This is a genomic window from Tenacibaculum profundicola (assembly GCF_057220795.1).
Genome location: NZ_CM170137.1, coordinates 847084 through 872554 on the forward strand (window position 1 = coordinate 847084; position 25471 = coordinate 872554).

Below are 25471 nucleotides of genomic sequence, written 5' to 3' on the forward strand. Positions count from 1 at the left end.
TCAATTATGAATTTATTTCTTTTTTATTCATTACGATTCGTACTCAATTATACTGATTCTTAGGTGAAATTACTCAGTCATTTCCTTGCAGTCATGCTTCTGTTTTAGACCGATTGGAATTTGAAGTTACCTATTAATTTCTATTCACTTATTAAAAGGTTTAAAATAACCACCGGCATGATAGCATCAAAATAATAGATGAAATTCAGCGGACAATGCATCTATCACCTATAGATCGGCATTTATCATAAACAATTATGGTCGGTAAATTAACCTACGAAATGGTATTACAGCGTTCCTTTAGTCGATGGTAAAATCATTTTATCTACATCTCTTTTAACAGCTGCTTTTATCGCTTTAGCGAATGCTTTAAAAATAGCCTCTATTTTATGATGTTCGTTGATTCCTTCTGCTTTAATATTAAGATTACATTTAGCTCCGTCTGTAAAAGATTTAAAAAAATGAAAAAACATTTCAGTAGGCATTTTACCTATCATTTCTCTTTTAAATTCAGCGTCCCACACCAACCAGTTTCTTCCACCAAAGTCAATAGCTACCTGTGCTAAACAATCGTCCATTGGTAAACAAAACCCGTAACGTTCTAGTCCCAATTTATCTCCTAAAGCTTTACGAAATGCTTCTCCTAAGGCAATAGCAGTATCTTCTATTGTATGGTGCTCATCAACCTGTAAATCTCCCGCTACTTTAATATCTAAATTCATTTGGCCATGACGTGCTATTTGATCTAACATATGATCAAAAAACGCAATTCCTGTATCAATACTGCTTTTACCTACCCCATCTATATTTAACCCTATCTTTATTTTTGTTTCATGGGTGTTTCGAACAACTTTAGCGGTTCTTTCTTTTAATTTTAAAAATTCATAAATCGCATTCCAATCATTGCTTTCAAGACTAATAAATTCGTTCAGTTCAGTTCTTTTAACAGTGACCTCGTCTGTTCCTAAATAAGTTTTATCGTTTATGTAAATTGCTTTCGCTCCAAGATTTTTTGCCAACTCTACATCGGTTAAACGGTCTCCTATGACAAAAGAATTTTCTAAATCATATTCTTCCGAAAAAAACTTAGTTAACAAACCTGTGTTCGGTTTTCTTGTAGGTTGCTTGTCTTTAGCAAAAGTTCTATCAATTATTTCTTCCGAAAAAATAATGCCTTCATTTTTCAACGTATTCATGATAAAATGATGAACCGGCCAAAAGGTTTCTTCTGGATAAGACTCCGTTCCTAATCCATCCTGATTGGTTACTAAAATCAATTCAAAATCTAATTGATTGGCTATTTTAGACAAACCTTGAAAAACTTTAGGGTAAAATTGTAATTTCTCAAATGAATCAGTTTGTTCATCAGAAGGTTCTTTAATTAAGGTTCCGTCTCTGTCTATAAATAATACCTTTTGTTTCATTTTTTATTTTTTTTCTATCATTGTGTCGCATTTTAATGTGCGAAACGCTTTAATTAATTGTTGGTTTTCTTGAGTACTTCCTATGGTAATTCGTATACAGTTATTGACTAACTTATTTCTGTTTCTGGTTATAATCTTCATGGCTACCAACTCATTATATATCCTATCGGCATTGTTTACTTGAATCAAAATAAAGTTTGCTTCTGTTGGATATATTTTTTGGATACTCTCTATAGTTTGTAGCTGTGCTATCAGATTATTTTTTTCACATAGAATCCTATGCTTGTGCATCTCAAACTCTTGTAAGTTGTTGAGTGATAGTAATACTGCTTCCTGATTTAGTGTACTTATATTATACGGAGGTTTTACCCTGTTATACAGCTCTATAATTGCAGTATTTGCATAAGCCACGCCAACTCTGACCCCTGCCAACCCCCAAGCTTTGCTAAAGGTTTGACTCACTATAAGGTTTTCATATTTATTAACTTTTGAGCTATAAGATGCTCGAGTGCTAAAATCAATATATGCTTCATCAATAATTACAATGCCTTTAAAGTTTTGAAGAAGGTATTGAATAGTATCATCATTAAAACAATTCCCTGTTGGGTTATTAGGCGAACAAATAAATATAAGTTTCAGACGCTCATCATTGATGTATCTATCGACCTCCTTTACGTCGATTTGAAACTCAGTTGTTAGTGGTAATTCTATGAGCTCAACATCATTAATACTCGCCGAAACATTATACATTCCGTAAGAGGGCACAAACGTCAGTGCTTTATCTTGTCTAGGTTCACAAAAAATACGGAAAGCTAAATCTATAACCTCATCACTTCCATTTCCAATAAAAATTTGCTCTTTCTGTACATTTTTGATAATTGACAAGCGTTTTTTAACCTCTTGCTGCTGTGGATCTGGATACCGATTTAAGGTGCCAAACGGATTTTCATTTGCATCTAAATACACCTCGGCAACTCCTTTAAATTCATCTCTAGCGGATGTATACGGTTGAAGTTTTTGGATATTGGAACGAATTATCTTTTTTAAACTAAACATTGGTAATTTCTTTTAATCTAACGGTTACAGCATTTTTATGAGCTGCTAAACCTTCGGTCTGTGCCATGAGTTGAATAGCCTTACCTATATTATTAATACCTTCTTTGGTAACTTCTTGAAAAGTGATTTTTTTCACAAAGCTATCGAGTGATACACCACTATAATTCTTCGCATATCCATTTGTTGGTAGTGTATGATTGGTTCCACTTGCATAATCTCCCGCACTTTCACAACTATAATTCCCAAGAAATACAGAGCCTGCATTTCTAATTTGGTCCGTGTATTCCTCCGCTCTTTCGGAAGCTATAATTAAGTGTTCAGGAGCATATTCGTTACTAAAAGCAATACATTCTTCCTTTGATCTTACGATCACTGCAAAGCTATTTTGTAAAGCTTTTTGTGCGATTTCTTTTCTAGGTAACTTGGTCAATTGCTGCTCAACTTCAGTAATAATATCCAGTGCTCTATTCTCGTCTGTTACTACCAATACCGTTTGACTATCTGGTCCATGTTCTGCCTGTGATAATAAATCAGAAGCTACAAATTCAGCATTTGATGTTTCATCGGCGATTACCAATACTTCACTAGGTCCTGCTGGCATATCAATAGCTACACCTCTTTTTTGTACTAGTTCTTTTGCTTTGGTTACATACTGATTCCCTGGACCCACAATTTTATAAACTCTTGGTATTGTTTCTGTTCCATAGGCCATAGCAGCAATAGCCTGCGCTCCTCCTATCTTAAAAATCTTGGTAACTCCAACTATACTTGCTGTATACAGTATTGCTGGGTTTATTTTACCATCGCTATCAGGAGGTGTACATAAAATTATCTCTTTGCATCCTGCTATTCTAGCTGGAATACCTAGCATTAAAATGGTTGAAAATAATGGTGCTGACCCCCCTGGAATATATAACCCTACTTTTTCTATGGCGACACTTTTCCTCCAACAGGTTACACCTTTTGTTGTGACCACTTTTTTTTCTTCTTCTATTTGCGCCTTGTGGAATACTTCAATATTTGATTTTGCCAATTGAATAGCCGCCTTCAAGTCATCACTAATAAAATTGTATGCTTTTTCCACTTCTTTTTTGGTTACCTCGAAAGAACTTATAACAGCCTTATCATATAACTCAGTGTATTTCATTAGCGCCTCATCTCCATTATCTTCAACATTTTGTAAAACGTTCTCTACAGTCTGTTCTAATGTATTTGCGTTCATATTCGCCCGTTTACATAATAAGGGCCAATTTTCAACTCCTGGGTATCGTATAATCTTCATATCTAAGCTATCTATTTAAACGACCATCTTTTCTATTGGACATACTAAAATTCCTTCTGCTCCATTATTCTTTAATTCGTCAATAATTTCCCAAAATTCATTTTTATTCAATACAGAATGAACCGAACTCCAACCTTCTTGTGCCAATGGTAATACAGTAGGGCTTCTCATTCCAGGTAGTACTTCTATTATTTTTTCTAGTTTATCATTTGGCGCATTTAATAACACATATCTAGACTGCCTTCCTTTTAATACCGCTTGAATTCTAAATTGTAACTTGTCAAGAATTATTTTTTGTGCTACTTTAAGTTTTGGAGAAACAGCCAAAACAGCTTCTGATTTTAAGAGTACTTCTACTTCTTTTAAGTTATTTTTAAATAACGTAGATCCGCTTGAAACTATATCGCAAATCCCATCCGCTAAGCCAATGTTGGGTGCTATTTCAACAGAGCCATTAATGATGTGGAGTTGTGCATCTATCTTATTTTTTACTAGGAAGTCTTGAACTGTTGCAGGGTATGATGTGGCTATTTTTTTGTTTTTGAAATACGACACCCCAGAGTATTGTTCTCCTTTAGGGATAGCAAGAGAAACTCTACATTTAGAGAATCCTAGCTTTTCAACAAATTGAATACCCTCACCATTTTCTTCTAATAAATTTTCTCCTATAATAGCTGCATCAACAACACCATCTTTTAAGTATTGAGGAATATCTCCATTTCTTAAATACAATACTTCTATTGGAAAATTACTAGCTGAGGCTTTTAATTGATCTTTACCATTGTCAATGGAAATACCGCAGTCTTTTAAAATTTGTAAGGAATCTTGATTAAGTCTTCCTGATTTTTGAATGGCTATTTTTAATTTACTCATGTTGAAAAATTTTGTTTGAGTAAATCATTTCAACAAGTCAATTTTCAGATATTTGAAAATTAAAAACCCGTTTGATTTACTCAAACGGGATTAAAATATATCTTGTTTTTATTCAATACATCTTCAGCTCGCTTGAGTGCAAGTATGATGATGATGATGTAACTGAATAAAATTCATTTTTTATTTTTTGATTGCAGCAAAGATTATAAATATTTTTCGAATAACACAATTAATTTTTAAACTATTTTTATTTAGGGTTAAATCACTTAAGCTCTCGAGCTACCATTATTTTGAATTTAATCAACTTATTATTAACGTAAATAAACTATATCTTCTTTCAAGCAAAGATATAGAACACCTAAAGGGTACTTAATAGATTATACAAATTATCGTCTTTTTCTAATCCCATTTTTTTCTTAATTCTATACCTTGTTGTTTCGACACTCCTTGGTGAAACATTTATCAATTGCGCTACCTCTTTACTCTTTAGATTAGCAACAATGTAGGTACAGTGTTTTAAATCATTAATCGACAAATTCGGCGCAACTTTTTTCAATTTATCAAAAAACTCAGGTCTTATTTTTTCAAATTGAATTTTAAAATCCTTCCATAATTCATCTTCTGAAATCAATCCATACAATTTCTTATTTAAGGATAATAAATAGCTTGATGAATTCGAATTATTGTCAACATGGTGTTCTATATCATCTATTAGCTTTCTTATGGTATCATTGTAGGTAGAGATTTTTAACACTCTTGAAAACAAAGCCTGCTCATTTAATTTCAATAAATTTTCTATTTCATACTTTTTGTTTACTAAGTCAGTATTTTTCTCTTGTAGGTTTGTTATTAGACTCTTTAGCTCACTATTTAGTATACTTATTTGTCTATTTTTACTTTGATTTCTCTTACTAAATACAACTAAAGTACTTGTAAGGAGGATAAACAATAAAATTGCTATTATACTTAATATCAATAAATTTCTTTGATTTGCAATTACTAGGTTTTTATTTTGATTTAGTTGATCTTCCACATCTAACTCCCTTACAAACAAATCCTTAACCTTTCTTTGATTCTTTATATGTGTTTCCTGCAAATTCTGATTAACTTCTTTATACTTTTCTACTGCTAACCGATACTGTCCGTTTCTTTCGTACAATTTCGCATATGTTTTGTTGATTAAACTACTTGCGTAGCTATGTTTAGAAGCGCTATGTTTTTCTGCCTTTTCTAAATTATCGATTGTTTTATTGTAATATTGTAATTCTAGGCTCCCGTCTGCTAAAAAATAGTACAGATATTTTAATCGACTCTTTTTAATATTAGTTTCTTTTATTAAAGAAATACAAGTATCAGCATATTGTAACGACAATTTCCATTCTTCTCTTTTTCTTGCATTTACTGCTAAATTATAATAGGAATCAATTTGCAATTCTCTCTGTGGGATTTTCTTAAAATTCTCTAGCGCCTTATGGTAGTAATAATCCACCACATCTATTTCTTCATCCATAAAAGAAAAAATAACCCCCTGTGAGTTGAAAATAGTTCCCTTTAAGAGTAGGTCATTTGTTTTGTCAGCTAAATCATATGATTTTAAAAAAAATTCATTTGCTTTATCATACCTGTTGAGCAAAATACTTTTTACCCCTTTTAAATAAAGCATTTTACTTTGAATTGAATCTTCAACAATAAGTTCCTCGTTCAATTTAACGAAGTTAAGTATACTATCAAGTAGTTCCTCATCTTCTGTTTTCTGAAACAGGTAATACTGTTTTGTAATTTGCTCTCTGTAGTTTTCTTTAGTAATCCCCCCTTCTTTTTCTTGTGCGAACAAATTTACTACGCCAAAAAAGAAGACCTTTAAGAAAAGGAAAAATACTTTGTTCATTCTCATTGTTAATTAACATTTTTAATACGTTAAGAATAATATACGCATTTCAATAAAGCGCTATTATTCAATTAATTTGAAAAATTCCAATATAAATTTCAATCAAAAATACTACATCCATTTTAAAACAAATTATTATGCATTTCTCTTAGTTATTAATTGAAAGGATATGCTATAGTTTTAAAATTTTGAATGCCCCTAATTTATTGTCTTTTTTATCAATTTGATAGTAATTAGTATATTACTATGACCTTTCAGTCTTACAACCAATTCGATAAGTATCTATATAAATTGGTTTTATATTCTAGGTGATCTTTTTATGTTGATGTATCGATTTCTAACCTAATCGAAACACCTTTGGTCACCTACTTTTATTTTAGCTATGTTATTTATTTATGATAATTAACTTTAGCTATCAATTAAAAAAACATACTACAATTTACATAAAAACTATTGATCTATTTCACAAAATTACTAATTATTATAAAATAGTCCGTGTAAATATACTTCAAAACTACTACATATGTTTTTTTGCTCAACTAATCTTATATTTTTGTTGTCAGTTAATTGGTTCCCCTTATTAACTGTTATTAGTTACCAAAACAAAGAAATATGTTTTTCCATTATTATTTCAATCAACTATAGTTTTGGTAACTTTTCTTTTTTCTATGAAAAATTTATTTTACTAAAACTTTATAGCTACAGAGTCTTCTTTTATAAAGATGGTGTTTTAGTTTCAAAGTAGTGATGTAACTATTTGTATATTTCTTGTTTGTTCTAATTGAAGTATTTATCTTTTTTGGTAAAAAAAATGTTATTCAGTAACCTTTCTTAAATTTGTTTTTTATATTCTTGGCACATTCTTTGCCTAGAATGCTAACATAATTTCAAAATGGTTCTTATGAAACAAAAAACTATACTACTATACTTGTTATTTATTTGTTCTTTTGGCTTTAGCCAAAAGAAATCAAATTATCAAAATTTTAAGCGTGAAATACATAAAGTAAACCACAGTAAAGATCATACTATTGCTTTGACTAAAGCGCTTTCTTTTTTTAATGAAAATAAAATTTATGTCGATGATTTAATTGACCTTTGTAGTTATTTCCCTAGTGAACATTTGAAATATAAGGTATGCTTAAACGCCTATCCTAGTATTATAGATAAAAGGAGTTTTTTTAAAGTTTACGATGTATTTGATTCATTTGCCTTCGCTATAAGACTATATCATTCCACCCAAGCTCAGGCAACATCACAACAGTTAATTCAGTATCCTGATCATTCTAGGTATACAGGAATCATAAATAGTTCTTGTGAAAAACCAATGGATTCTTTTATGTTTAAAAGGCTGCAAAATTCTGTAAATACAGCAAACAACGACTTTAGTAATTTACAATTCCTAAAAAACGCAGTACGTCGTCATTGTTTATCTACAAAGCAAATTATGTTACTTGCAAAAAAGCTACGACAAGCATCTAATCGTTTTACGTTTTTCACTCATGCTTTTGACTTCGCTTATGATATTGAAAACTATCATTTTACAGAACAATTAATAGGGGGTCGATTATATAAAAAACAGTTGAACGATTTTATTAATGATAAAATTACTAAAATTATCTCACAAAACTCAATGGATGATTGTCACACCCAACCGCTTGAGTTTTCCTATATTATAAAAACAATTGAAGACGAGCGTTTTTCTAAAAAGAAACTAACACTTGCAAAACAGCACATAACCAAAAATTGTTTGAACTTAACCCAAATTACTGCTATTGCAACTAAGTTTTCTTTTGATAATGATAAGTTAAATCTTCTTAAATTCAGCTATGAGCATGTTGACAATAAAAATGAGTTCTATAAGTTAAGAACGCTTTTGACTTTTCTTAAAAACAAACAAGAATTTGATACTTTTCTATTAAATCAAAAATAATACCATTTACCATTTAAATTTACCGTAATAAAACGTCCTTTTCCTCATTCTATTTTACAGTAAATTCAAATAATAACTGGTATTAGAATCAAAAATACAAATAAAAAAACCACCTAAAAAAGGTGGTTTTTTTATTTGTATTTTTTGTGTATTTATTTCACAAAATTAATTTTACGCATACGTAAACTTTCTGGCGTCACTTCTAAGTATTCATCTGCTCTAATATACTCCATACATTCTTCTAACGAAAAATCGACTTTTGGAGTAATTTTAACACCATCATCAGAACCTGAGGCACGAACGTTTGTTAATTTCTTTCCTTTAATTAAGTTTACCGCCATATCATCTGCTTTGGCATTTTCTCCTACAACCTGACCTTTATAAATTTCTTGATTAGGGTCAATAAAGAAACGACCTCTATCTTGTAAACGATCAATTGCATAAGCGGTAGCTTTCCCTGTTTCTGAAGAAACAATAGCTCCTTTTAAATCTTCAGAGAATTCTCCTTTAAAGGGGCCATACTCACTAAATCTATGATTAATTATTGCTTGTCCTGCTGTTGCCGTTAATATTTTGTTACGCAAGCCTATTAATCCTCTTGATGGAATTGTAAACTCTAAATGCTGTAAATCTCCTTTAGGTTCCATCACCAACAAATCTCCTTTTCTCAAAGAAACTAAATTAATAGCTTTAGAAGCCACTTCTTCAGGAACGTCAATAGAAAGTGTTTCGTAAGGTTCACTCTTCACCCCATCTATTTGTTTTAAAATCACCTGAGGACGTCCTACTTGCAATTCATAACCTTCACGACGCATCGTTTCAATCAACACTGATAAATGTAACACTCCTCGTCCAAAAACATTGAATTTATCTTCGCTATCCGTTTCATCTACACGCAATGCCAAGTTTTTCTCTGTTTCTTTGAACAATCTATCACGCAGGTGACGCGAAGTAACGTATTTACCTTCTTTACCAAAAAATGGTGAATTATTAATTGTAAATAACATACTCATTGTAGGCTGATCTACTTCAATTCTAGGCAATGCTTCGGGTGCATCAATGTCTGCAATAGTATCACCTATATCAAAACCTTCAATCCCAGTAATTGCACAAATATCACCACTACGCACTTTTTCTGTTGCTGCCTTACCCATTCCTTCAAAAATGTGTAATTCTTTAACACGTACTTTTTTAGTAGTTCCATCAGCTTTACAAAGCATGTAATCTTTATTTCTTTCTAAATCACCTCTGTATACACGACCAATAGCAATTCTTCCTTTAAAAGAAGAATAGTCTAGTGAGGTAATTTGCATTTGCGGAGTTCCTTCGCGATATGGTGCTTCAGGTATTGTTTCTAAAACAGCATCTAATAAAGCAATAATATCTTCTGTTGGTTTTTTCCAATCAGTGCTCATCCAGCCATTCTTTGCTGATCCATATATCGTGGTAAAATCTAACTGATCTTCGCTAGCTTCTAAAGCAAACATTAAGTCAAATACTTTCTCATGTACTATATCTGGTGTACAATTCTCTTTATCTACTTTGTTCACAACCACAATAGGCGTTAAACCAAGCTCTACCGCTTTTCCTAGCACAAAACGCGTTTGCGGCATCGGCCCTTCAAAAGCATCAACTAATAACAAAACACCATCCGCCATTTTTAATACACGTTCTACTTCACCACCGAAGTCGGCATGCCCAGGAGTATCGATTACATTAATTTTTACTCCTTTATAGTTGACAGATACATTTTTAGATAAAATAGTAATCCCTCTTTCACGCTCTAAATCATTACTATCTAATAATAAATCTGTACGCTCTTTACGCTCATCTAAAATTTTAGCTTGATCTATAATTTTATCAACCAAGGTAGTTTTTCCGTGGTCAACGTGTGCTATAATAGCGATATTTCTAATTGATTGCATTTTGCTACGTTAAATTTGGCGCAAAAGTAGTATATTATTATTTAAAAAATACCTATTTCTAATTACGAATTTAAAAACATCACCAGAAGTTACGTTATTAACACGTAAACAATCATAAAATTATGACTATTTACGTGTTACTAATTATTTGGGATATCATTATCTTCTCGAAATGCACTAGGAAGAATGTCTGGTATTAACTTGATTAACAAAGGCAGTAATAAGGCTCCACCTGGTAACATAAAAACAGTAAACGCCGGGATCGCTTTACAAATATCTAACATTTGCATCTTCACTTTACTTTTCTCTTCATCTGTTAAAGAAGTAGTTAATGATTTTTTTATCAAAAACACTAATTCTTTACTTTCTTGAAGCTCTTTTGCCAAACGTTTTTTGTTTTTGTCTATAGCCTCCTTTATTTCTTCAACTGTACTCATTACAGTTTTCGACGTGCCTTTTCAGTTTTTAAAAGGTTTAGCTCGCGTGAGGTTTGTCCGGCTACAGAAGTGTTTTCTTCTGCTCTACGAATTAAATATGGCATCACATCTCTGACAGGGCCAAAAGGAACGTATTTTGCTACATTGTATCCTTCTTTTGCCAAATTAAGGCTTATATGATCACTCATTCCGTATAATTGCCCAAACCACATTCGTTTATCATCTGCATCAATATTATGTTTTTTGGCTAAGTCCATTAACAAGTATGAACTCTCTTCATTATGTGTTCCTGCAAAAATTGCCATATTTTTATGCTCCATCATATAGGTAACCGCTGCATCATAATTTTTATCCGTTGCCTCTTTATCAACACAAATGGGAGATTTATATCCTTTTTCTTCAGCCCTAGCTCTCTCTTTCTCCATATATGCTCCGCGAACAACTTTCATTCCTATATGATACCCTTTTTGATAGGCTCTTTGGTAAAGGTTTCTCAAATACTCCATTCTATCATGACGGTACATTTGCAAGGTATTAAATACAATAGCCTTGTCTTTATTATAGATTTCCATCAATTCTTCGATCAAATCATCGGCAGCATTTTGCATCCAACTTTCTTCGGCATCAATTAGCAAAGGAACATCTTTTTCAGCAGCCGCTTTACATACAATATGAAAGCGCTCTACTACTCTCTGCCATTCTATCTCTTCTTCTGCTGTTAATTCGCCTCCTTCCGATAGCTTTTGATATAAAGCGAATCTTCCAAATCCTGTAGGCTTAAAAACGGCATACGGAATAGATTGTTTCTCCTCAGCAAAATTAATGGTTTTCAAGGTCATTTCTAAGGCATTATCGAACTGCTCTTCGTCTTCCTTACCTTCTACCGAATAGTCTAAAATACTATGCACATTTCCTTTATCAAACATTTTTTCTATGTTAGGTAAACAGTCATCTTCTGTTACACCTCCACAGAAATGATCAAATACCGTAGATCTTATCAAGCCCTCTACCGGTAAATGTGCTTTTAATGCAAAGTTTGTTACTGCTGTACCTATCCGAACCATTGGCTGGTTCTGTATCATCTTAAATAAAAAATATGCCCTTTCTAACTCTGAGTCCGATTTCAGTTTAAAAGCTGTTTCTGTATTGTCAAATAGTTTCATGAACCAAGTAATCTTATTATTTCATTTGTGAAACAAATATACTTGTCTAGTATGATATTTTTTAATTTTTTCTATTTAATTTGCGCCCTTATAAAATAATGCGAAATGACATCTATTCAGGCAGTAACGTATCCTATTCACTTTCAACAAAAAGCTTACGAAGAATTGGCAAAAATGATAGTTGATAAAAATTATTCATCTATTTTTCTGTTAGTTGATGATAATACGTTAGAATATTGTTATCCTCGTTTTATGCAATTACTTGACACCAACAAACCTTTAGAGGTTGTTCAAATAAACCCAGGTGAAGTTTATAAAAACATAGAAACTTGTGTTGGTATATGGAATGTTATGACTGAATTAGGTGCAGATAGACGAAGTTTGTTAATTACCTTAGGAGGTGGTGTTATTACTGATTTAGGTGGTTTTGTTGCTTCTACTTTTAAAAGAGGTATTGATTTTATCAACGTTCCTACAACCTTGTTAAGTATGGTAGATGCTTCTGTTGGTGGTAAAACTGGAATTGATTTAGGAGTTTTAAAAAATCAAATTGGCGTGTTTGCTAATCCTGAAATGATTGTTGTTGACCCTGAATATTTACACACGGTTACCCCTCGTGAAATTCGTTCTGGTACTGCTGAAATTATTAAATATGGGATGACGCACGATATTCGACTATTCGAACAAATTAACAACAACACTGATTTAGATATTATCGATTTAATCCATCGTTCTATAGAAATCAAAAACGAGGTTGTGCTAAAAGACCCTAAAGAGAAAAACATTCGAAAAGTATTGAACTGGGGGCATACTATTGGACACGGGGTAGAGTCTTATTTTTTAAAAAGTGACCATAAAGAAAACTTAACGCACGGTGAAGCTATCGCGATTGGAATGATTTGCGAAGCCTATATTTCTTCCAAATTTTTAGGTTTTCCAGAAAAAAAAGTAGCTGAAATTAAGCATGCTATGATTGCTATTTATGGTAAAACTCCTATTTTAGAAAGCGAGGTTAACTCTATTATTGATTTCATGAAGCATGATAAGAAAAATGTTGGTAGAGAAATTAATTTTGTTTTATTGAACGATTATGAAGATTTTAAAATCGATTGTAAAGTACCCCATGAGCTTATAAACGATAGTTTACTTTTTTATAATTCATAGCATATAAAAAAACGGGAGAATCTCTCCCGATTTCTAGTTATACCATTTTACCATTTAAATTTACCGTAATAAAACATCCTTTTTCCCTTTCTATTTCAATGTAAAAAGAAATCATAGCTACTGCTACTATTGATTTTTCTTTTTTATATAAAGAAAAAAACATTCATTTTCTTTTACAGTAAATTCAAACAATAACCGGTATTAACAAATTATTTCATTTTTTTCCAGCAACATTTTTCAGATGGAAAAGGGAATAACATTTGTTTTATATATTTCCCTTCTTTTGGATAGTTCAATAATTTAGACGCCATGACTCCAACATTTTCTACCACTCCTTTCCTATTATAATACGTTCCAAAAACTAAATCCCAGAACGGAATACTATTTCCAAAGTTTTTCGCTTCTTCTTTATTTTTACTATGATGAAAATGATGTATTTGCGGTGTTACTATGAAATAGTCTAAAATACCCGTAATGGTTTTCATGTTGGCGTGAGACATATAAGCGATTACTATATGTATGCTATTCACTACAAAAATTATTTCCTTACTAAAACCCAATAATAAAAGAGGTACTAATTTTAAAAACACGTTGATCAATGTATTGATTGGGTGAATCCAATTCGTTTTAAACCAATTTAAACGAGTAGGTATATGGTGTATTGCGTGGACTTTCCATAAAAACAAACTGGTTTTTGAGCTCTCTCTTCCAATATGACTTATTCTATGATAAACATAAGGTAGAAACTCTCCTATAATCGTAGCTAGTACAAAATTCAGACTGAAAGAGAATTGCTCCCAAAAATAATATGGTTCAAAATAAACCTCATGAATGTATAAAACAAATAACAGGGTAAGCGCTTTACCTAAAGCATCAAAAACAACAGTAGATATGAAAAAGTGTTTTAATTCTATAAAATTATTATTTTTTGATGGCATCCACAAAGATTTAAGCGGTATTACCTTTTCAAATATTAAGATATACAATGTCGTAAAAACGAAAATTATATACGTAGCTATTTCATAATTCATCTCTTTATGTATCACTAAATAAAGGATTAATGAAACAATTGTTAATAACAAAGGAACAACAATAACTGGTAAAATTTTATAAGGTCTCATTACTATACTTTATTTTGAAGACGTAATGAGGGTCTAAAAAGATGCAGCTTTATACTACTAATTTTATGTTTTTTATTTCTTCTTGCAATTCAGACGGAAGTACGCAGCTGTTTTTTAGTTGGTAATCAATGATTTTACCTTTTTTATTGCGGGTTATATCAACGCAGCTTACTATTAAGTCTTGAAGTTTTCTTCTAGCTCTTTGTATTCTTGATTTTGTTGCCGGAATTGTTAAGTTCAATTCTTTAGCTATTCTTTTTTGTGATTTTCTTTCTATATCACTCATGTATAACGGAACACCATAATCACCAGGTAAGTAGTTTTTAATCACAAAACCTGACAAATCACAAACACAAGGTCCCTCTTCACTGGCTTCAAAGTCAAATTCACCATAATACATCGGCACCTCTTTTCTATAATAATCTGCTATCAAATTCCTTGTTATTTTGAATAGCCAAGCCTTGTAATTCAAGATGTCAGTTTTATTATTAAGTGCCGTGAATAGCTTAATACTAACTTCTTGTAACACATCTTCTGCATGAGCTACCGTATTTATTCTCGTTTTTATAAAATTAAAAATCTGACTTTGGTAAGTATTCCAAATTGTATTAAAATCCATTTTATATCATACTAATTATCAGCATAACAACTTTTATAAATTGTTTCATACTGCAACAAAATATTTTCTAGTGAAAAAGCTTTGATATGTTCTCTCGCGTTTTGTTTAAACTCATTTAATAGCGTGTCACTCTTTAAAATATGGATGGTATTTTTGGCCATATCATCAATATCACCAACATTACTTAAAAACCCTGTTTTACCATGACTATTCACTTCAGGTAACCCACCGGAATTAGTTGATATCACAGCATTTCCTGCCGCCATGGCTTCTAATGCCGCCAACCCAAAACTCTCCGTTTCAGAGGGCAGTAAAAAAACATCTGAAAAACATAAAATTTTAGCAACATCACCGCTATTACCTAAAAACATAACTTTCTCTTCTAATTGGAGCTTTTTTACTAAATATTCTGCCTTTATACGTTCCGGCCCATCTCCTACCATTAGAAGCTTGCAAGGTAACTCTTTCTGTACTTTATTAAATATCTTAATAACGTCTTCCGTTCGTTTCACTGGTCTGAAATTACTAATATGTGTCAAAATTCTTTCAGATTCATCAGCTAAAGCACCTCTTTTACATTCTTCTTCATCTATAGCGTTGTACTTTTTACCATCAATGAAATTATAGACTACTTTTATCTCTTTATCAATATTGAATAAACGCAAGGTGTCTTCTTTTAAACTATTGGAAACTGTAGTAACTTCATCCGATTTGTTGATACTGAACTCCACAGCAGTTTTATACGTTGGATGACTTCCTACCAACGTGATATCAGTTCCATGTAAGGTGGTAACTACCTTTACTTTAATCCCCTTATCAAGTAACATCTTTTTTGCCATATACGCTGCATAGGCATGGGGTATTGCATAATGCACATGCAACACTTCAAGCTGATACTTCTCCACAATTTCAACCATTTTACTCGACAAGGCAAGTTCGTAAGGTTGGTATTGAAATAGGGGGTATTCTTCTAACCTCACCTCATGAAAGTGTAAACGATGCGAAATAAAATCTAAACGAACTGGCTGGTTATATGTTATAAAATGTACTTCATGCCCATTATCAGCTAGCGCCATTCCAAGTTCAGTTGCTACGACTCCACTACCCCCAAATGTCGGGTAACATACAATGCCTATTTTCATTTTTTGAATTTTATTTTATCTAAGGTTAACGTTGTAAATTTACAGTATTAAAAACGTTTTATTTTAACTGTTTTCACAAAAAAGCGTCATCATGAACAGATTGAAATCATCTATTAATTAGATTATTTCACCCATATTGACAATGACGTTTCGTTTTATAAATAATGACTTCGTTATTTACTCTAATAACTTTCTAATAATCACCAAGAGTTTCAGGATTTTGCGCCAATGCAGATTCTAATTGCTCATCGTTTGGTGCTTTACCATGCCAAGCATGTGTATGCATCATGAAATCAATTCCATTCCCCATCTCTGTGTATAACAATACACAAACTGGTCTTTCTTTTCCTGTACGTCTTTTAGCTTCTGCCATTCCATCTAAAATGGCCTGTAAATTATTTCCTTCTTTTATTTCCAGTACATCCCAACCAAAAGCTTCAAACTTTGCCTTTAAGCTTCCCATGGCTAATACTTCATCCGTGGTACCGTCTATTTGCTTTTCATTTACATCTACTGTAGCAATTAGATTATCAACTTTTTTAGCAGCGGCATACATGGTAGCTTCCCATATTTGACCTTCTTGTAATTCTCCATCACCATGCAAAGAATAAACAATTTTACTGTCTCCGTTCAATTTTTTAGCTTCAGCTGTACCAATGGCTACGCTCATTCCTTGACCTAATGATCCCGAAGCAATACGAATACCAGGTAAATGCTCGTGCGTAGTTGGATGCCCTTGTAAACGTGTATTCAGTTTTCTAAACGTAGCTAACTCTGCAACTGGGTAGAAACCACTGCGAGCTAAAACACTGTAATACACTGGAGATATATGTCCGTTTGATAAAAAGAATACATCTTCATTTTTACCATCCATATTAAAATCAGTAGAATAATCCATGATTTCTTGGTACAAACAAGTAAAAAATTCAGCACACCCTAATGAACCTCCTGGATGACCTGAATTTACAGCGTGAACCATACGAACAATATCTCTGCGAACTTGTTGCGTAAAATCTTGTAGTTTTTGTGTTATTGACATTATTATTTTATTTTATAATGACAAAAGTAATTGTTTAAATAAGAATTGACAATTACTTTTTTTATTTCTAGAAAGAAATCCAAACCATAAGATAAAAAAAAGGGTTCATATGTTCAACAGTTGTCTTTTTCAATTAATTTTCCCTATCTAATAAATTGTTTTGAACCCTTCATATATTTACGTGATTCAAAGTACCTCATTCTTTTTCTTTTTTACAAGCTATTGCAGTCTGTTTTCATGAAAACAGACTGTAAAAAAACACAAAACACTAATAACAAGCACCTTAAATAAAGCAGCTATATCTGTATTATTCCTACAAAATAGGTAGATTTGACCCCCTTAATTATCATTTATGCCGTTATCTATAAAAATGTTTCTTAGTTTTTGCTTGTTACTTGTATGTTGTATGCAAACAAGCGCACAAATGACAACGCAATTTCCGGATTCTTTAATTAAAAAAAAATATCAAGAATTAGGCGATCTGTTTTATGAGAGTAAAGCAGACACAAGAAAGGCTGTTGTATGTGCCAAGGCTTATTTTTTAAAAGCTCAAAAGGAAAATGACACGATGAAAATGATACGCGGAAAGTATTATTTGGCAGATATTAAGGAGCAGGATAATCTTTATCTGAATTTTTGTGATTCATTAATTAAAGTCTATCAACAAAAACCAAACAAAAATTTCCCTACTGCCATTTATTTAAGAAAGTTAAAATTTCATCATGATAGAAGACAAACGAATAAAATGGCAAAAGAGTTAATCAAAGCAGAACGCTCTTTAAAAAAAATCAAGAATGATAGCCTATCAGCTATGAAAAACATGTACTTTGGACTGGCTAAAAATTCTATTGGAAAACCAAAGGAAGCTCTTAGTTTTTATAAAAAAGCTTATGCATATATACATAACAACAACCACTTCACTAATAACTATGAATTTTTATCTCTACCTTTAAATATCGCCAGTATTTACATTAAACTAAATGAATTAGATTCCGCTTATTTCTATAATAAAAAAGCTATTAAACTATATAACACTATAAATGATGAAGTTCGTTTAGGATACACATATTATATAAAAGGTCACATTGAATCAAATCAAAAACATTATGATAAGTCGATTGTTTCATATCAAAAAGCCATTCCTTCTCTGATTAATGATGAAAACTTCAGAATATTAATTTATACTTATGCCAATATCGCTTCCGCCTATGAAAAAACAAATAATTATAACCAAGCCTATATGTACCATATTAAAGCGGACTCTATCTATAATTTAGAAAAAATTAAATCCCCTGGTCTAACAAAAAGCTTTATTTTTTTGATAGATTATTATAAGCAAAAAAATAACTTAGAAAAACAATTGGTCTACACCAATAAACTTTTAGAGTTGAAAGAGCATCATCTATTAGAAACAAACAAAACGCAACAAACATTTACGGATGCATATGACATTCCTAAATTACAGTTGGAAAAGAATACAATTATAAAACAGCTAATACTTGAAAAGCAACAAGCTGCGAGAAATGTGTTTCTTTTTATTTCTGTATTACTTGTTTCCATAATACTAATCGTTTACTTAATACGAAGGAAACGTGTTTATAAAAAACGTTTCTTACATCTTGTTCAACAAAAGAGTTTGGTACGCCATCATTCGGAACCAATAACAGATCTAACTCCGAGAGAGACTACTTCTAATATTTCAGATAAAACAGTTAGGCTTCTTCTTAATTGTCTCATACAATTTGAACAAAAGGAAGAATATTTAGACAACAACCTCAATCTTCAAAATTTGGCTGCCAAATTTAACACCAATGCCAATTATTTATCGAAAGTTATTAATCAGCATAAAAACATGACATTTACAAATTATATCAACAAGCTTAGAATTGAATATACGGTAATTCGTCTAAAAAATGATGCTGTATGGAGAAAATACACCGTAAAAGCGATCGCAAATGAAGTCGGTTATAAAAATACTGAATCTTTTTCTAAAGCTTTTTTGAAATTTGCTGAGTTAAAACCCTCCTATTTTATTAAGGAATTAGAAAAATCAACCATTCTTTAAAACACGAGATACCAATGTACTTTTAAAAATATGAATTGCCCAATAAGAGTTTTGCTATTTATCTTATACCATTTGAAAGTTGGGTATAAAAATCACAATCCTTTTCTAAAGGTTTTTGAAATTCACCGAGTTAAAACTGCCTTATTTTATTGACACGTTAGAAAAGACAAAAGTTGTTACTTTATCATAATACTAAAAATGATCGCTGCCTGACATGGAGCAAAACTTTTCAACCTGCTTTAATACATCAAGTCTTTTGTTTTTTCTTTTTTGCAGCTGGGAATAACACATTGTTGAGAATTAAACGATATCCTGGAGAGGTAGGATGTAAATCTAATTCAGTTTTTGGATCACCCACTCTATGTTGATAATCTTCAGGATCATGGCCTCCATAAAAAGTAAACATTCCTTTTCCTTTGGTTCCATGAATATAACGTGCTTCTCCATTCATTTTACTATCACCCAAAACCATAATTGTTGATTTTATCGTATTTCTATCAAAAGACGTTGTTTGCCCCATAAAGCCTTTTACTAATTGGGTATGATTTTGAGTTAACATGGTAGGTACCTGATCCCATTTTGCGGAAAATTCTTTCAAGGTAAAATAATCGGTTTCTTTATTAATTTTTCGTTTTCGGGTCATATCAATTGAAGAAAACTCATACATTGTTGGGTTTCGAATTAATTCAAAATCTTTAAAAGCAAGCGTTTTGGTATAATCAATTTTAGATTGGTAGCTAGGTTCTGAAGGATCACCATCAAACATACTTTCACAGATGTCAACACCATCAGCAGCTAGTGCAATATCAAAACTATCAGTGGCAGAGCACATCGCAAACATAAATCCACCTCCAATTATATAATCTCTTATTTTCTTGGCTACTGCCCCTTTCTCTATTGATACTTTCTTGTACCCTAGTTTCGTTGCCAATGCTTCTGCATCTTTCTTTTGTTGAATATACCAAGGTGCTGTTCTGTACATTCCGTAAAAACGACCATATTGCCCAGTAAAGTCTTCATGGTGCAGGTGCAACCATTCATACAATAATAACTTATCGTTTAGCACTTCTTTATCATATACCACATCAAACGGAATTTCGGCATAGGTTAGTACCATAGTTACCGCATCATCCCAAGGCATTTTATCTTTCGGAGAGTACACAGCTATTTTCGGTGCTTTCTCAAGTGTTACAGCTTCTTGATTTCTTGATGGGGAAGAAATTTCTTCTAATATCAACTGTGACTTTACATCAGAAATTATTTGATAAGAAACGCCTCTTATTTTACATTCTTTTTCTACTACTTCGTTATTTTCTATCAAAAAAGCACCTCCGTCATAGTTTAATAACCACTTTGCCTTTAAACCATTCTGTAAAGCATAATACACAATACCATAGGCTTTTAAATGATTTTTCTGGTTCTCATGACTCATAGGAACATAAATAAAAGATGCCCAAAGTGAGTTTGAGAAAAACGCCAATACAATTATGTGTAAAATTTTCTTCATTGTTAGAAATTAAAAATACACAATTATACTCATTTAATTGTGTATGTAAACTTTTTTAGCATTTTCTATATTTAAAAAGGCACATCATCTACACCTCCATTATCGGGTGCCCCAAAAGCATCTTCGGGAGAAGCAAAATTACTCGACGATACTTCGTCATTAAAGCCTGTGTTCATACTTGACTGGAACTCGCTGCTAAATCCTTCTTCTAAATCTGAGAATTTAGCTAAATGCCCAGTAAATTTCAATCGAATATTATCCAAACCACCATTACGGTGTTTCGCAACAATAAATTCTCCCTGACCTTCACAAGGTGTATGATCATCATCATCCCATTCGGTCATTCCATAATATTCAGGCCTAAAAATAAACGAAACAATATCGGCATCCTGCTCAATGGCACCAGATTCACGAAGATCCGATAGTAATGGGCGTTTACTTCCACCACGGGTTTCTACCGAACGTGACAACTGCGACAAGGCTATTACCGGTATATTCAATTCTTTTCCTAATGCTTTTAAATTACGAGAAATACTTGAGATTTCTTGTTCACGATTTCCTCCTGCTCCACCAGCCGTCATTAGCTGTAAATAATCAATAATTAATATTTTAACATCGTGTTGAGAAACTAAACGACGTGCTTTTGCACGTAAATCAAAAATAGACAATGCCGGCGTATCATCAATAAAAATAGGTGCGTCAGATAGCTTTTTGACCTTAACATTTAACTGCTCCCATTCATGAGGTTCTAAATTTCCCTTACGTAATTTTTCTGAAGTTAACCCTGTTTCAGAAGATATCATACGTGTAATTAACTGTACCGATGACATCTCTAACGAGAAAACAGCCACCGCATGATTAAAATCGATAGCCATATTCTTTGCCATTGAAATTACAAATGCCGTTTTTCCCATACCAGGACGTGCTGCGATAATAATTAAATCGGAAGGTTGCCAGCCCGAAGTTAAAGCGTCTAACTTGGTAAAACCAGTAGCTAAACCACTCATACCTTCTTTTGTAGAGATTTCTTGTATTTTATTGATTGATTGTTGCACTAAAGAATCTGCCTTCTCTGCTCCTTTTTTAAGGTTCCCTTGTGTTACCTCAAACAATTTCCCTTCCGCATCATCGAGTAAATCAAATACATCTACCGTTTCATCATAGGCATTTTCAATAATTTCAGAAGAAATAGTAATTAAGGTACGTTGTATGTATTTTTCAAGAATGATTCTTGAGTGAAATTCTATATGGGCTGAAGAAGCTACTTTTTGTGTCAATCCGATCAGGTAGAAGTCTCCACCGACAATGTCTAGCTTTGCTTCTTTTTTCAATTGATTTGACACTGATAATAAATCAATAGGTTCTGAGTTCTGAAAAAGTGCGTAAATAGCTGTGTAGATTTCTTGGTGGCGTTTGTCATAAAACGCTTCTGGATGCAAAATATCAATAACGGTATCAATCCCCTTTTTATCAATCATCATTGCTCCTAAAACCGCCTCTTCTAGGTCTAATGCTTGTGGTGGTAACTTCCCTTTTTCTAAATTTATAATACGAGCCTTATCAATTTTTGTCCCTCTTACTGATTGTATTTTTCCCATGACTACAAATGTAGATTTTATGATGATATTTATTGATATCAATCCTAACTTTCTTTTTACACATTTTGGTGAACAAAATTGTTATTAACTTGTTAATAACGTTCCATCTTTCTTATTTTTGGTACTTATGAAGTACTCAAAACCGAATATTATATTAATTATTTTACTGCCTGTTCAATACATTTTTGTACAATTTGTAAGTCAAAACCCAAGGTGGATAGAACAGTATTATAGTGATGGCATTTATCAATATATTTCTAAATTTCTGCGTATTATTTTAGGGTGGATTCCTTTCTCTATAGGAGATATTTTAGGTTTTTTTTTAGTATTCCTATTAATGAAAAGTTTATTTTCATTAATAAAAACTAGATTTAGAAACTTTCTTTCACATGTATTAAAGTTAGGTGCTTTTATATCTGTTATTCACTTTTGTTTTTATACTTTCTGGGGTTTCAATTATTTTAGAGAACCCTTAGCTAAAAATTTAGGATTACAACAGGCTGAATACAGTACAGAACAACTGTATTTGGCTACAAAAAAAATAGCTGATAGTTTGAATACAGTTCATCTTGACATTACAGCTAATGATTCATTAGTCGTCATTGTTCCTTATTCTTCAAGAGAAATATATACGAGAGCTCCTGATGGTTTTAAAGAACTGGCAAAGGTGTACCCTCAATTAAAGTACACCACTTCTTCTATTAAAAGTTCTTTGGTTAGTTTATTACAGTCGTATAATGGTACTTCAGGGTATATTAATCCAATAACTGGTGAGGCACAAATTAACCACCAAATTCCAAAAACAGGATATGCTTCGACTACCTGTCATGAAATGGCTCATCAAATTGGTTGGGCTGCTGAAAACGATGCTAATTTTGTTGGTTTTTTGGCTTGTATTCATAATAAAGATATTTATTTTAAGTATGCTGGTTATCGCATGGCTTTTCAATATTGTATTCATGAATTACAAAAGAGAGACTCTCGTTTGGCTAGAGAGCTTAAAAAAACCGTCCATAAAGGCATTTTTAAGGATTATCGAAATAGTTATTTACATTGGAAACAATTTGAAAACCCCATTGAGCCTTATTTTAAAAAAGGGTATCATTCATATTTAAAAGCAAACAATCAAATCAATGGTATTAATTCTTACAGTTATGTGGTAGATTTGTTGATCGCTTATTTTAACAAATAATACATTTAATCACAATCATTACGAAACACGAATATTCTATAGATTTATGAAAAATATCATTCTCTTTTTTACTCTTTTAGTATTTATCGGCTGTCATTCTTCTTCTGAACTAAAAAAAGATTTTCAATGTTCTGGCGTTTCTCAATACACTGGTTTATCTGACATAGAAGACATTAGAAATCTATTCATTGTATCACTGCCTAAAAACTGGAAAATAAACTTATATTTCGACGATACTCAAACATCAATTTATGCCGCAGACACCACCTTAAATTTAACGAAAGCAACCTTGTTTGATGTTTCTTTAATTCATTCTCCAATTGCTATTGACGCATCGTTTAAACAAAAAATTTCGAACGATAATTCACATATGAAACTACAAGAAATAAGGGTGAAAGATTTTAAACTCAATCAAAATACTTCTTATTACAGTTTAGCTAAGGGTAAAAAAGGAAAATATCCTTACCATATATTGAACGTTTTTACCAAAGTGAATAGCGATAATTTTTTACATATTAAAACAGAAATATATGGCGATTCTTTAGTTGATGAACGGATTTGCAAAGCCGTTAATTTAATAGATAAGGTACGTTTAAAATAGTCTTTTTCGGGTATTAAAATCACTTTTATTGTTTTGCTTCCTTTAGTATAAACTGTTACTATAAAATATTTTACTGTATAGTTCATTTCAAAATTCATTTGGTATTCCTATTTTTGGGCTTTAAATTTAACTTCATGAACAAACAACATATCATAGACAGATTTATAAAATACGTAACTATTGATACTGAAAGTGATCCGAACAACCCTGCTTTTCCCAGTACTGAAAACCAGTGGGATCTTGCTAGAATTCTTGAGAAAGAGTTAAAAGAGATAGGGATGACCGATGTTACATTGGATGAAAATTGTTACATAATGGCAACCTTACCTAGTAATTTAGATTATGAAGTACCCACCGTAGGGTTTGTTGCACACATAGATACCAGTCCTGATTTTACTGGTACTAATGTAAAGCCTCAAATTCATGAGAACTATGATGGAAAAGATATTCTTTTGAATAAAGAAGAGAACATCGTTCTTTCTCCTGATTATTTTGAAGATTTACTCCAGTACAAAGGACAAACTATTATTACCACTGATGGTACTACACTATTAGGTGCTGATGATAAAGCTGGGGTTACAGAAATAGTTTCAGCTATGGAGTATTTGATTCAACATCCTGAAATTAAACATGGGAAAATACGTATTTGTTTTACTCCTGATGAAGAAGTTGGTAAAGGAGCACATCTATTTGATGTAGCCGCTTTTGGTGCTGATTGGGCTTATACGATGGACGGGAGTCAAATTGGTGAATTGGAGTATGAAAACTTTAATGCCGCCAGTGCAAAAATTACCATACATGGTAAAATGGTGCATCCAGGGTACGCTAGAGGAAAATTGGTGAATTCGATGACCATTGCTAGTCAATTTATCAATGCGTTACCAGAAGATGAAGTACCAGAAAGCACCACTGGTTACGAGGGCTTCTTCCATTTACATGATATGGAAGGTACTGTTGAGAAAACAACCCTACATTACATCATCAGAGACCACGATATGGATTTGTTTAAAAATCGTAAGCAGGCTATGTTAGATTTAGCACGTATGATGAATGAAAAACTGGGTAAAGATTTAATCGAGATCACACTTAAAGACCAGTATTTCAACATGAAAGAAAAAATCACTCCTGTGATGCACATTATTGATATCGCTGAGGAAGTAATGAAAGATATGGAGATTTCTCCATTAATTAAACCTATTAGAGGAGGTACGGATGGTTCTCAATTATCTTATAAAGGTTTACCTTGTCCTAACATCTTCGCTGGAGGTCATAATTTTCATGGTAGATATGAATACGTTCCAGCTGAAAGTATCGTAAAGGCTAGTGAGGTGATTGTTGGTATTGCACAAAAAGTATCTGAAAAGTTTGCTTAACCATAAATAATTATGGTTGGTAAATTAGCATTCGAAAAGATATTATACATAAAAAATCCGGTGACTAACATC

21 protein-coding genes are annotated in these 25471 nt (G+C 32.1%); 6 read left to right on the plus strand and 15 right to left on the minus strand.

The features are described from left to right. Nucleotides 1-287 precede the first annotated feature (287 nt). The 5 genes from hisB to AC2TDS_RS03525 form a co-directional block, all read right to left on the minus strand. Entirely contained in the window at nucleotides 288-1424 is a 1137-nt protein-coding gene (hisB, locus tag AC2TDS_RS03505; RefSeq protein WP_484737737.1) for a bifunctional histidinol-phosphatase/imidazoleglycerol-phosphate dehydratase HisB, read from the minus strand. Nucleotides 1425-1427: 3 nt separating this feature from the next. Next, nucleotides 1428-2480 (minus strand): histidinol-phosphate transaminase, encoded by a 1053-nt coding sequence (gene hisC, locus AC2TDS_RS03510; RefSeq protein WP_484737738.1) that lies wholly within the window; start codon nucleotides 2478-2480, stop codon nucleotides 1428-1430. Then, on the minus strand, nucleotides 2473-3762 hold the full coding sequence (hisD, locus tag AC2TDS_RS03515) for a histidinol dehydrogenase (RefSeq protein WP_484737739.1): 1290 nt from the start codon (nucleotides 3760-3762) through the stop codon (nucleotides 2473-2475). The genes hisC and hisD overlap by 8 nt, the downstream gene beginning before the upstream one ends. Before the next feature lie 15 nt (nucleotides 3763-3777). Further along, the gene (gene hisG / locus AC2TDS_RS03520; protein WP_484737740.1) at nucleotides 3778-4635 is read right to left on the minus strand and encodes an ATP phosphoribosyltransferase; all 858 of its coding nucleotides are present in this window, start codon (nucleotides 4633-4635) and stop codon (nucleotides 3778-3780) included. Between the two features lie 358 nt (nucleotides 4636-4993). Then, nucleotides 4994-6523 (minus strand): tetratricopeptide repeat protein, encoded by a 1530-nt coding sequence (locus AC2TDS_RS03525; RefSeq protein WP_484737741.1) that lies wholly within the window; start codon nucleotides 6521-6523, stop codon nucleotides 4994-4996. 901 nt (nucleotides 6524-7424) lie between these two features. Between AC2TDS_RS03525 and AC2TDS_RS03530 the strand changes: the two genes are divergently transcribed. Beyond that, nucleotides 7425-8453, plus strand: coding sequence for a proline and serine-rich protein 1 family protein (locus AC2TDS_RS03530; protein ID WP_484737742.1), 1029 nt, complete (start codon nucleotides 7425-7427; stop codon nucleotides 8451-8453). Between the two features lie 152 nt (nucleotides 8454-8605). On the opposite strand, the gene typA is transcribed toward AC2TDS_RS03530, so the two are convergent. From typA to AC2TDS_RS03545, 3 genes are all read right to left on the minus strand, one after another. Then, entirely contained in the window at nucleotides 8606-10378 is a 1773-nt protein-coding gene (gene typA, locus AC2TDS_RS03535; protein WP_484737743.1) for a translational GTPase TypA, read from the minus strand. A 140-nt stretch (nucleotides 10379-10518) separates the two neighbouring features. After that, nucleotides 10519-10815 (minus strand): LETM1 domain-containing protein, encoded by a 297-nt coding sequence (locus AC2TDS_RS03540; protein ID WP_484737744.1) that lies wholly within the window; start codon nucleotides 10813-10815, stop codon nucleotides 10519-10521. Then, on the minus strand, nucleotides 10815-11978 hold the full coding sequence (locus AC2TDS_RS03545; RefSeq protein ID WP_484737745.1) for a proline dehydrogenase family protein: 1164 nt from the start codon (nucleotides 11976-11978) through the stop codon (nucleotides 10815-10817). Before AC2TDS_RS03545 ends, AC2TDS_RS03540 begins: the two co-directional genes overlap by 1 nt. A 105-nt stretch (nucleotides 11979-12083) precedes the next feature. Here AC2TDS_RS03545 and aroB point away from each other — a divergent pair, with 105 nt between their 5' ends. Next, on the plus strand, nucleotides 12084-13142 hold the full coding sequence (aroB, locus tag AC2TDS_RS03550; RefSeq protein WP_484737746.1) for a 3-dehydroquinate synthase: 1059 nt from the start codon (nucleotides 12084-12086) through the stop codon (nucleotides 13140-13142). Between the two features lie 37 nt (nucleotides 13143-13179). On the opposite strand, the gene AC2TDS_RS03555 is transcribed toward aroB, so the two are convergent. The 5 genes from AC2TDS_RS03555 to AC2TDS_RS03575 form a co-directional block, all read right to left on the minus strand. Continuing rightward, on the minus strand, nucleotides 13180-13305 hold the full coding sequence (locus AC2TDS_RS03555) for a hypothetical protein (protein ID WP_484737747.1): 126 nt from the start codon (nucleotides 13303-13305) through the stop codon (nucleotides 13180-13182). 46 nt (nucleotides 13306-13351) lie between these two features. After that, the gene (locus AC2TDS_RS03560) at nucleotides 13352-14263 is read right to left on the minus strand and encodes a sterol desaturase family protein (protein ID WP_484737748.1); all 912 of its coding nucleotides are present in this window, start codon (nucleotides 14261-14263) and stop codon (nucleotides 13352-13354) included. Between the two features lie 49 nt (nucleotides 14264-14312). Continuing rightward, nucleotides 14313-14882, minus strand: coding sequence for a sigma factor (locus tag AC2TDS_RS03565; RefSeq protein ID WP_484737749.1), 570 nt, complete (start codon nucleotides 14880-14882; stop codon nucleotides 14313-14315). 11 nt (nucleotides 14883-14893) lie between these two features. Further along, on the minus strand, nucleotides 14894-16024 hold the full coding sequence (bshA, locus tag AC2TDS_RS03570; RefSeq protein ID WP_484737750.1) for an N-acetyl-alpha-D-glucosaminyl L-malate synthase BshA: 1131 nt from the start codon (nucleotides 16022-16024) through the stop codon (nucleotides 14894-14896). 193 nt (nucleotides 16025-16217) lie between these two features. Next, nucleotides 16218-17063 carry a transketolase gene (locus tag AC2TDS_RS03575; RefSeq protein WP_484737751.1) on the minus strand — a complete coding sequence of 282 codons (846 nt, stop codon included), beginning with the start codon at nucleotides 17061-17063 and terminating at the stop codon, nucleotides 16218-16220. Nucleotides 17064-17487: 424 nt separating this feature from the next. On the opposite strand from AC2TDS_RS03575, the gene AC2TDS_RS03580 reads away from it, so the two are divergent. After that, nucleotides 17488-19128 carry a helix-turn-helix domain-containing protein gene (locus AC2TDS_RS03580; protein ID WP_484737752.1) on the plus strand — a complete coding sequence of 547 codons (1641 nt, stop codon included), beginning with the start codon at nucleotides 17488-17490 and terminating at the stop codon, nucleotides 19126-19128. A gap of 247 nt (nucleotides 19129-19375) precedes the next feature. Here the strand turns inward: AC2TDS_RS03580 and AC2TDS_RS03585 are convergent, their stop codons facing one another. Then, entirely contained in the window at nucleotides 19376-20635 is a 1260-nt protein-coding gene (locus tag AC2TDS_RS03585; protein ID WP_484737753.1) for an asparagine synthetase B, read from the minus strand. 71 nt (nucleotides 20636-20706) lie between these two features. Then, nucleotides 20707-22233 (minus strand): replicative DNA helicase, encoded by a 1527-nt coding sequence (gene dnaB / locus AC2TDS_RS03590; protein WP_484737754.1) that lies wholly within the window; start codon nucleotides 22231-22233, stop codon nucleotides 20707-20709. A gap of 127 nt (nucleotides 22234-22360) precedes the next feature. Here dnaB and AC2TDS_RS03595 point away from each other — a divergent pair, with 127 nt between their 5' ends. From AC2TDS_RS03595 to pepT, 3 genes are all read left to right on the plus strand, one after another. Further along, on the plus strand, nucleotides 22361-23425 hold the full coding sequence (locus AC2TDS_RS03595; RefSeq protein ID WP_484737755.1) for a DUF3810 domain-containing protein: 1065 nt from the start codon (nucleotides 22361-22363) through the stop codon (nucleotides 23423-23425). Between the two features lie 46 nt (nucleotides 23426-23471). Then, complete coding sequence (locus AC2TDS_RS03600) at nucleotides 23472-24026, plus strand: hypothetical protein (protein WP_484737756.1); 555 nt, start codon at nucleotides 23472-23474, stop codon at nucleotides 24024-24026. A 134-nt stretch (nucleotides 24027-24160) separates the two neighbouring features. Continuing rightward, nucleotides 24161-25399: a peptidase T gene (gene pepT, locus AC2TDS_RS03605; RefSeq protein WP_484737757.1), complete on the plus strand. Its 1239-nt coding sequence runs from the start codon at nucleotides 24161-24163 to the stop codon at nucleotides 25397-25399. The last annotated feature ends 72 nt before the right edge of the window (nucleotides 25400-25471 follow it).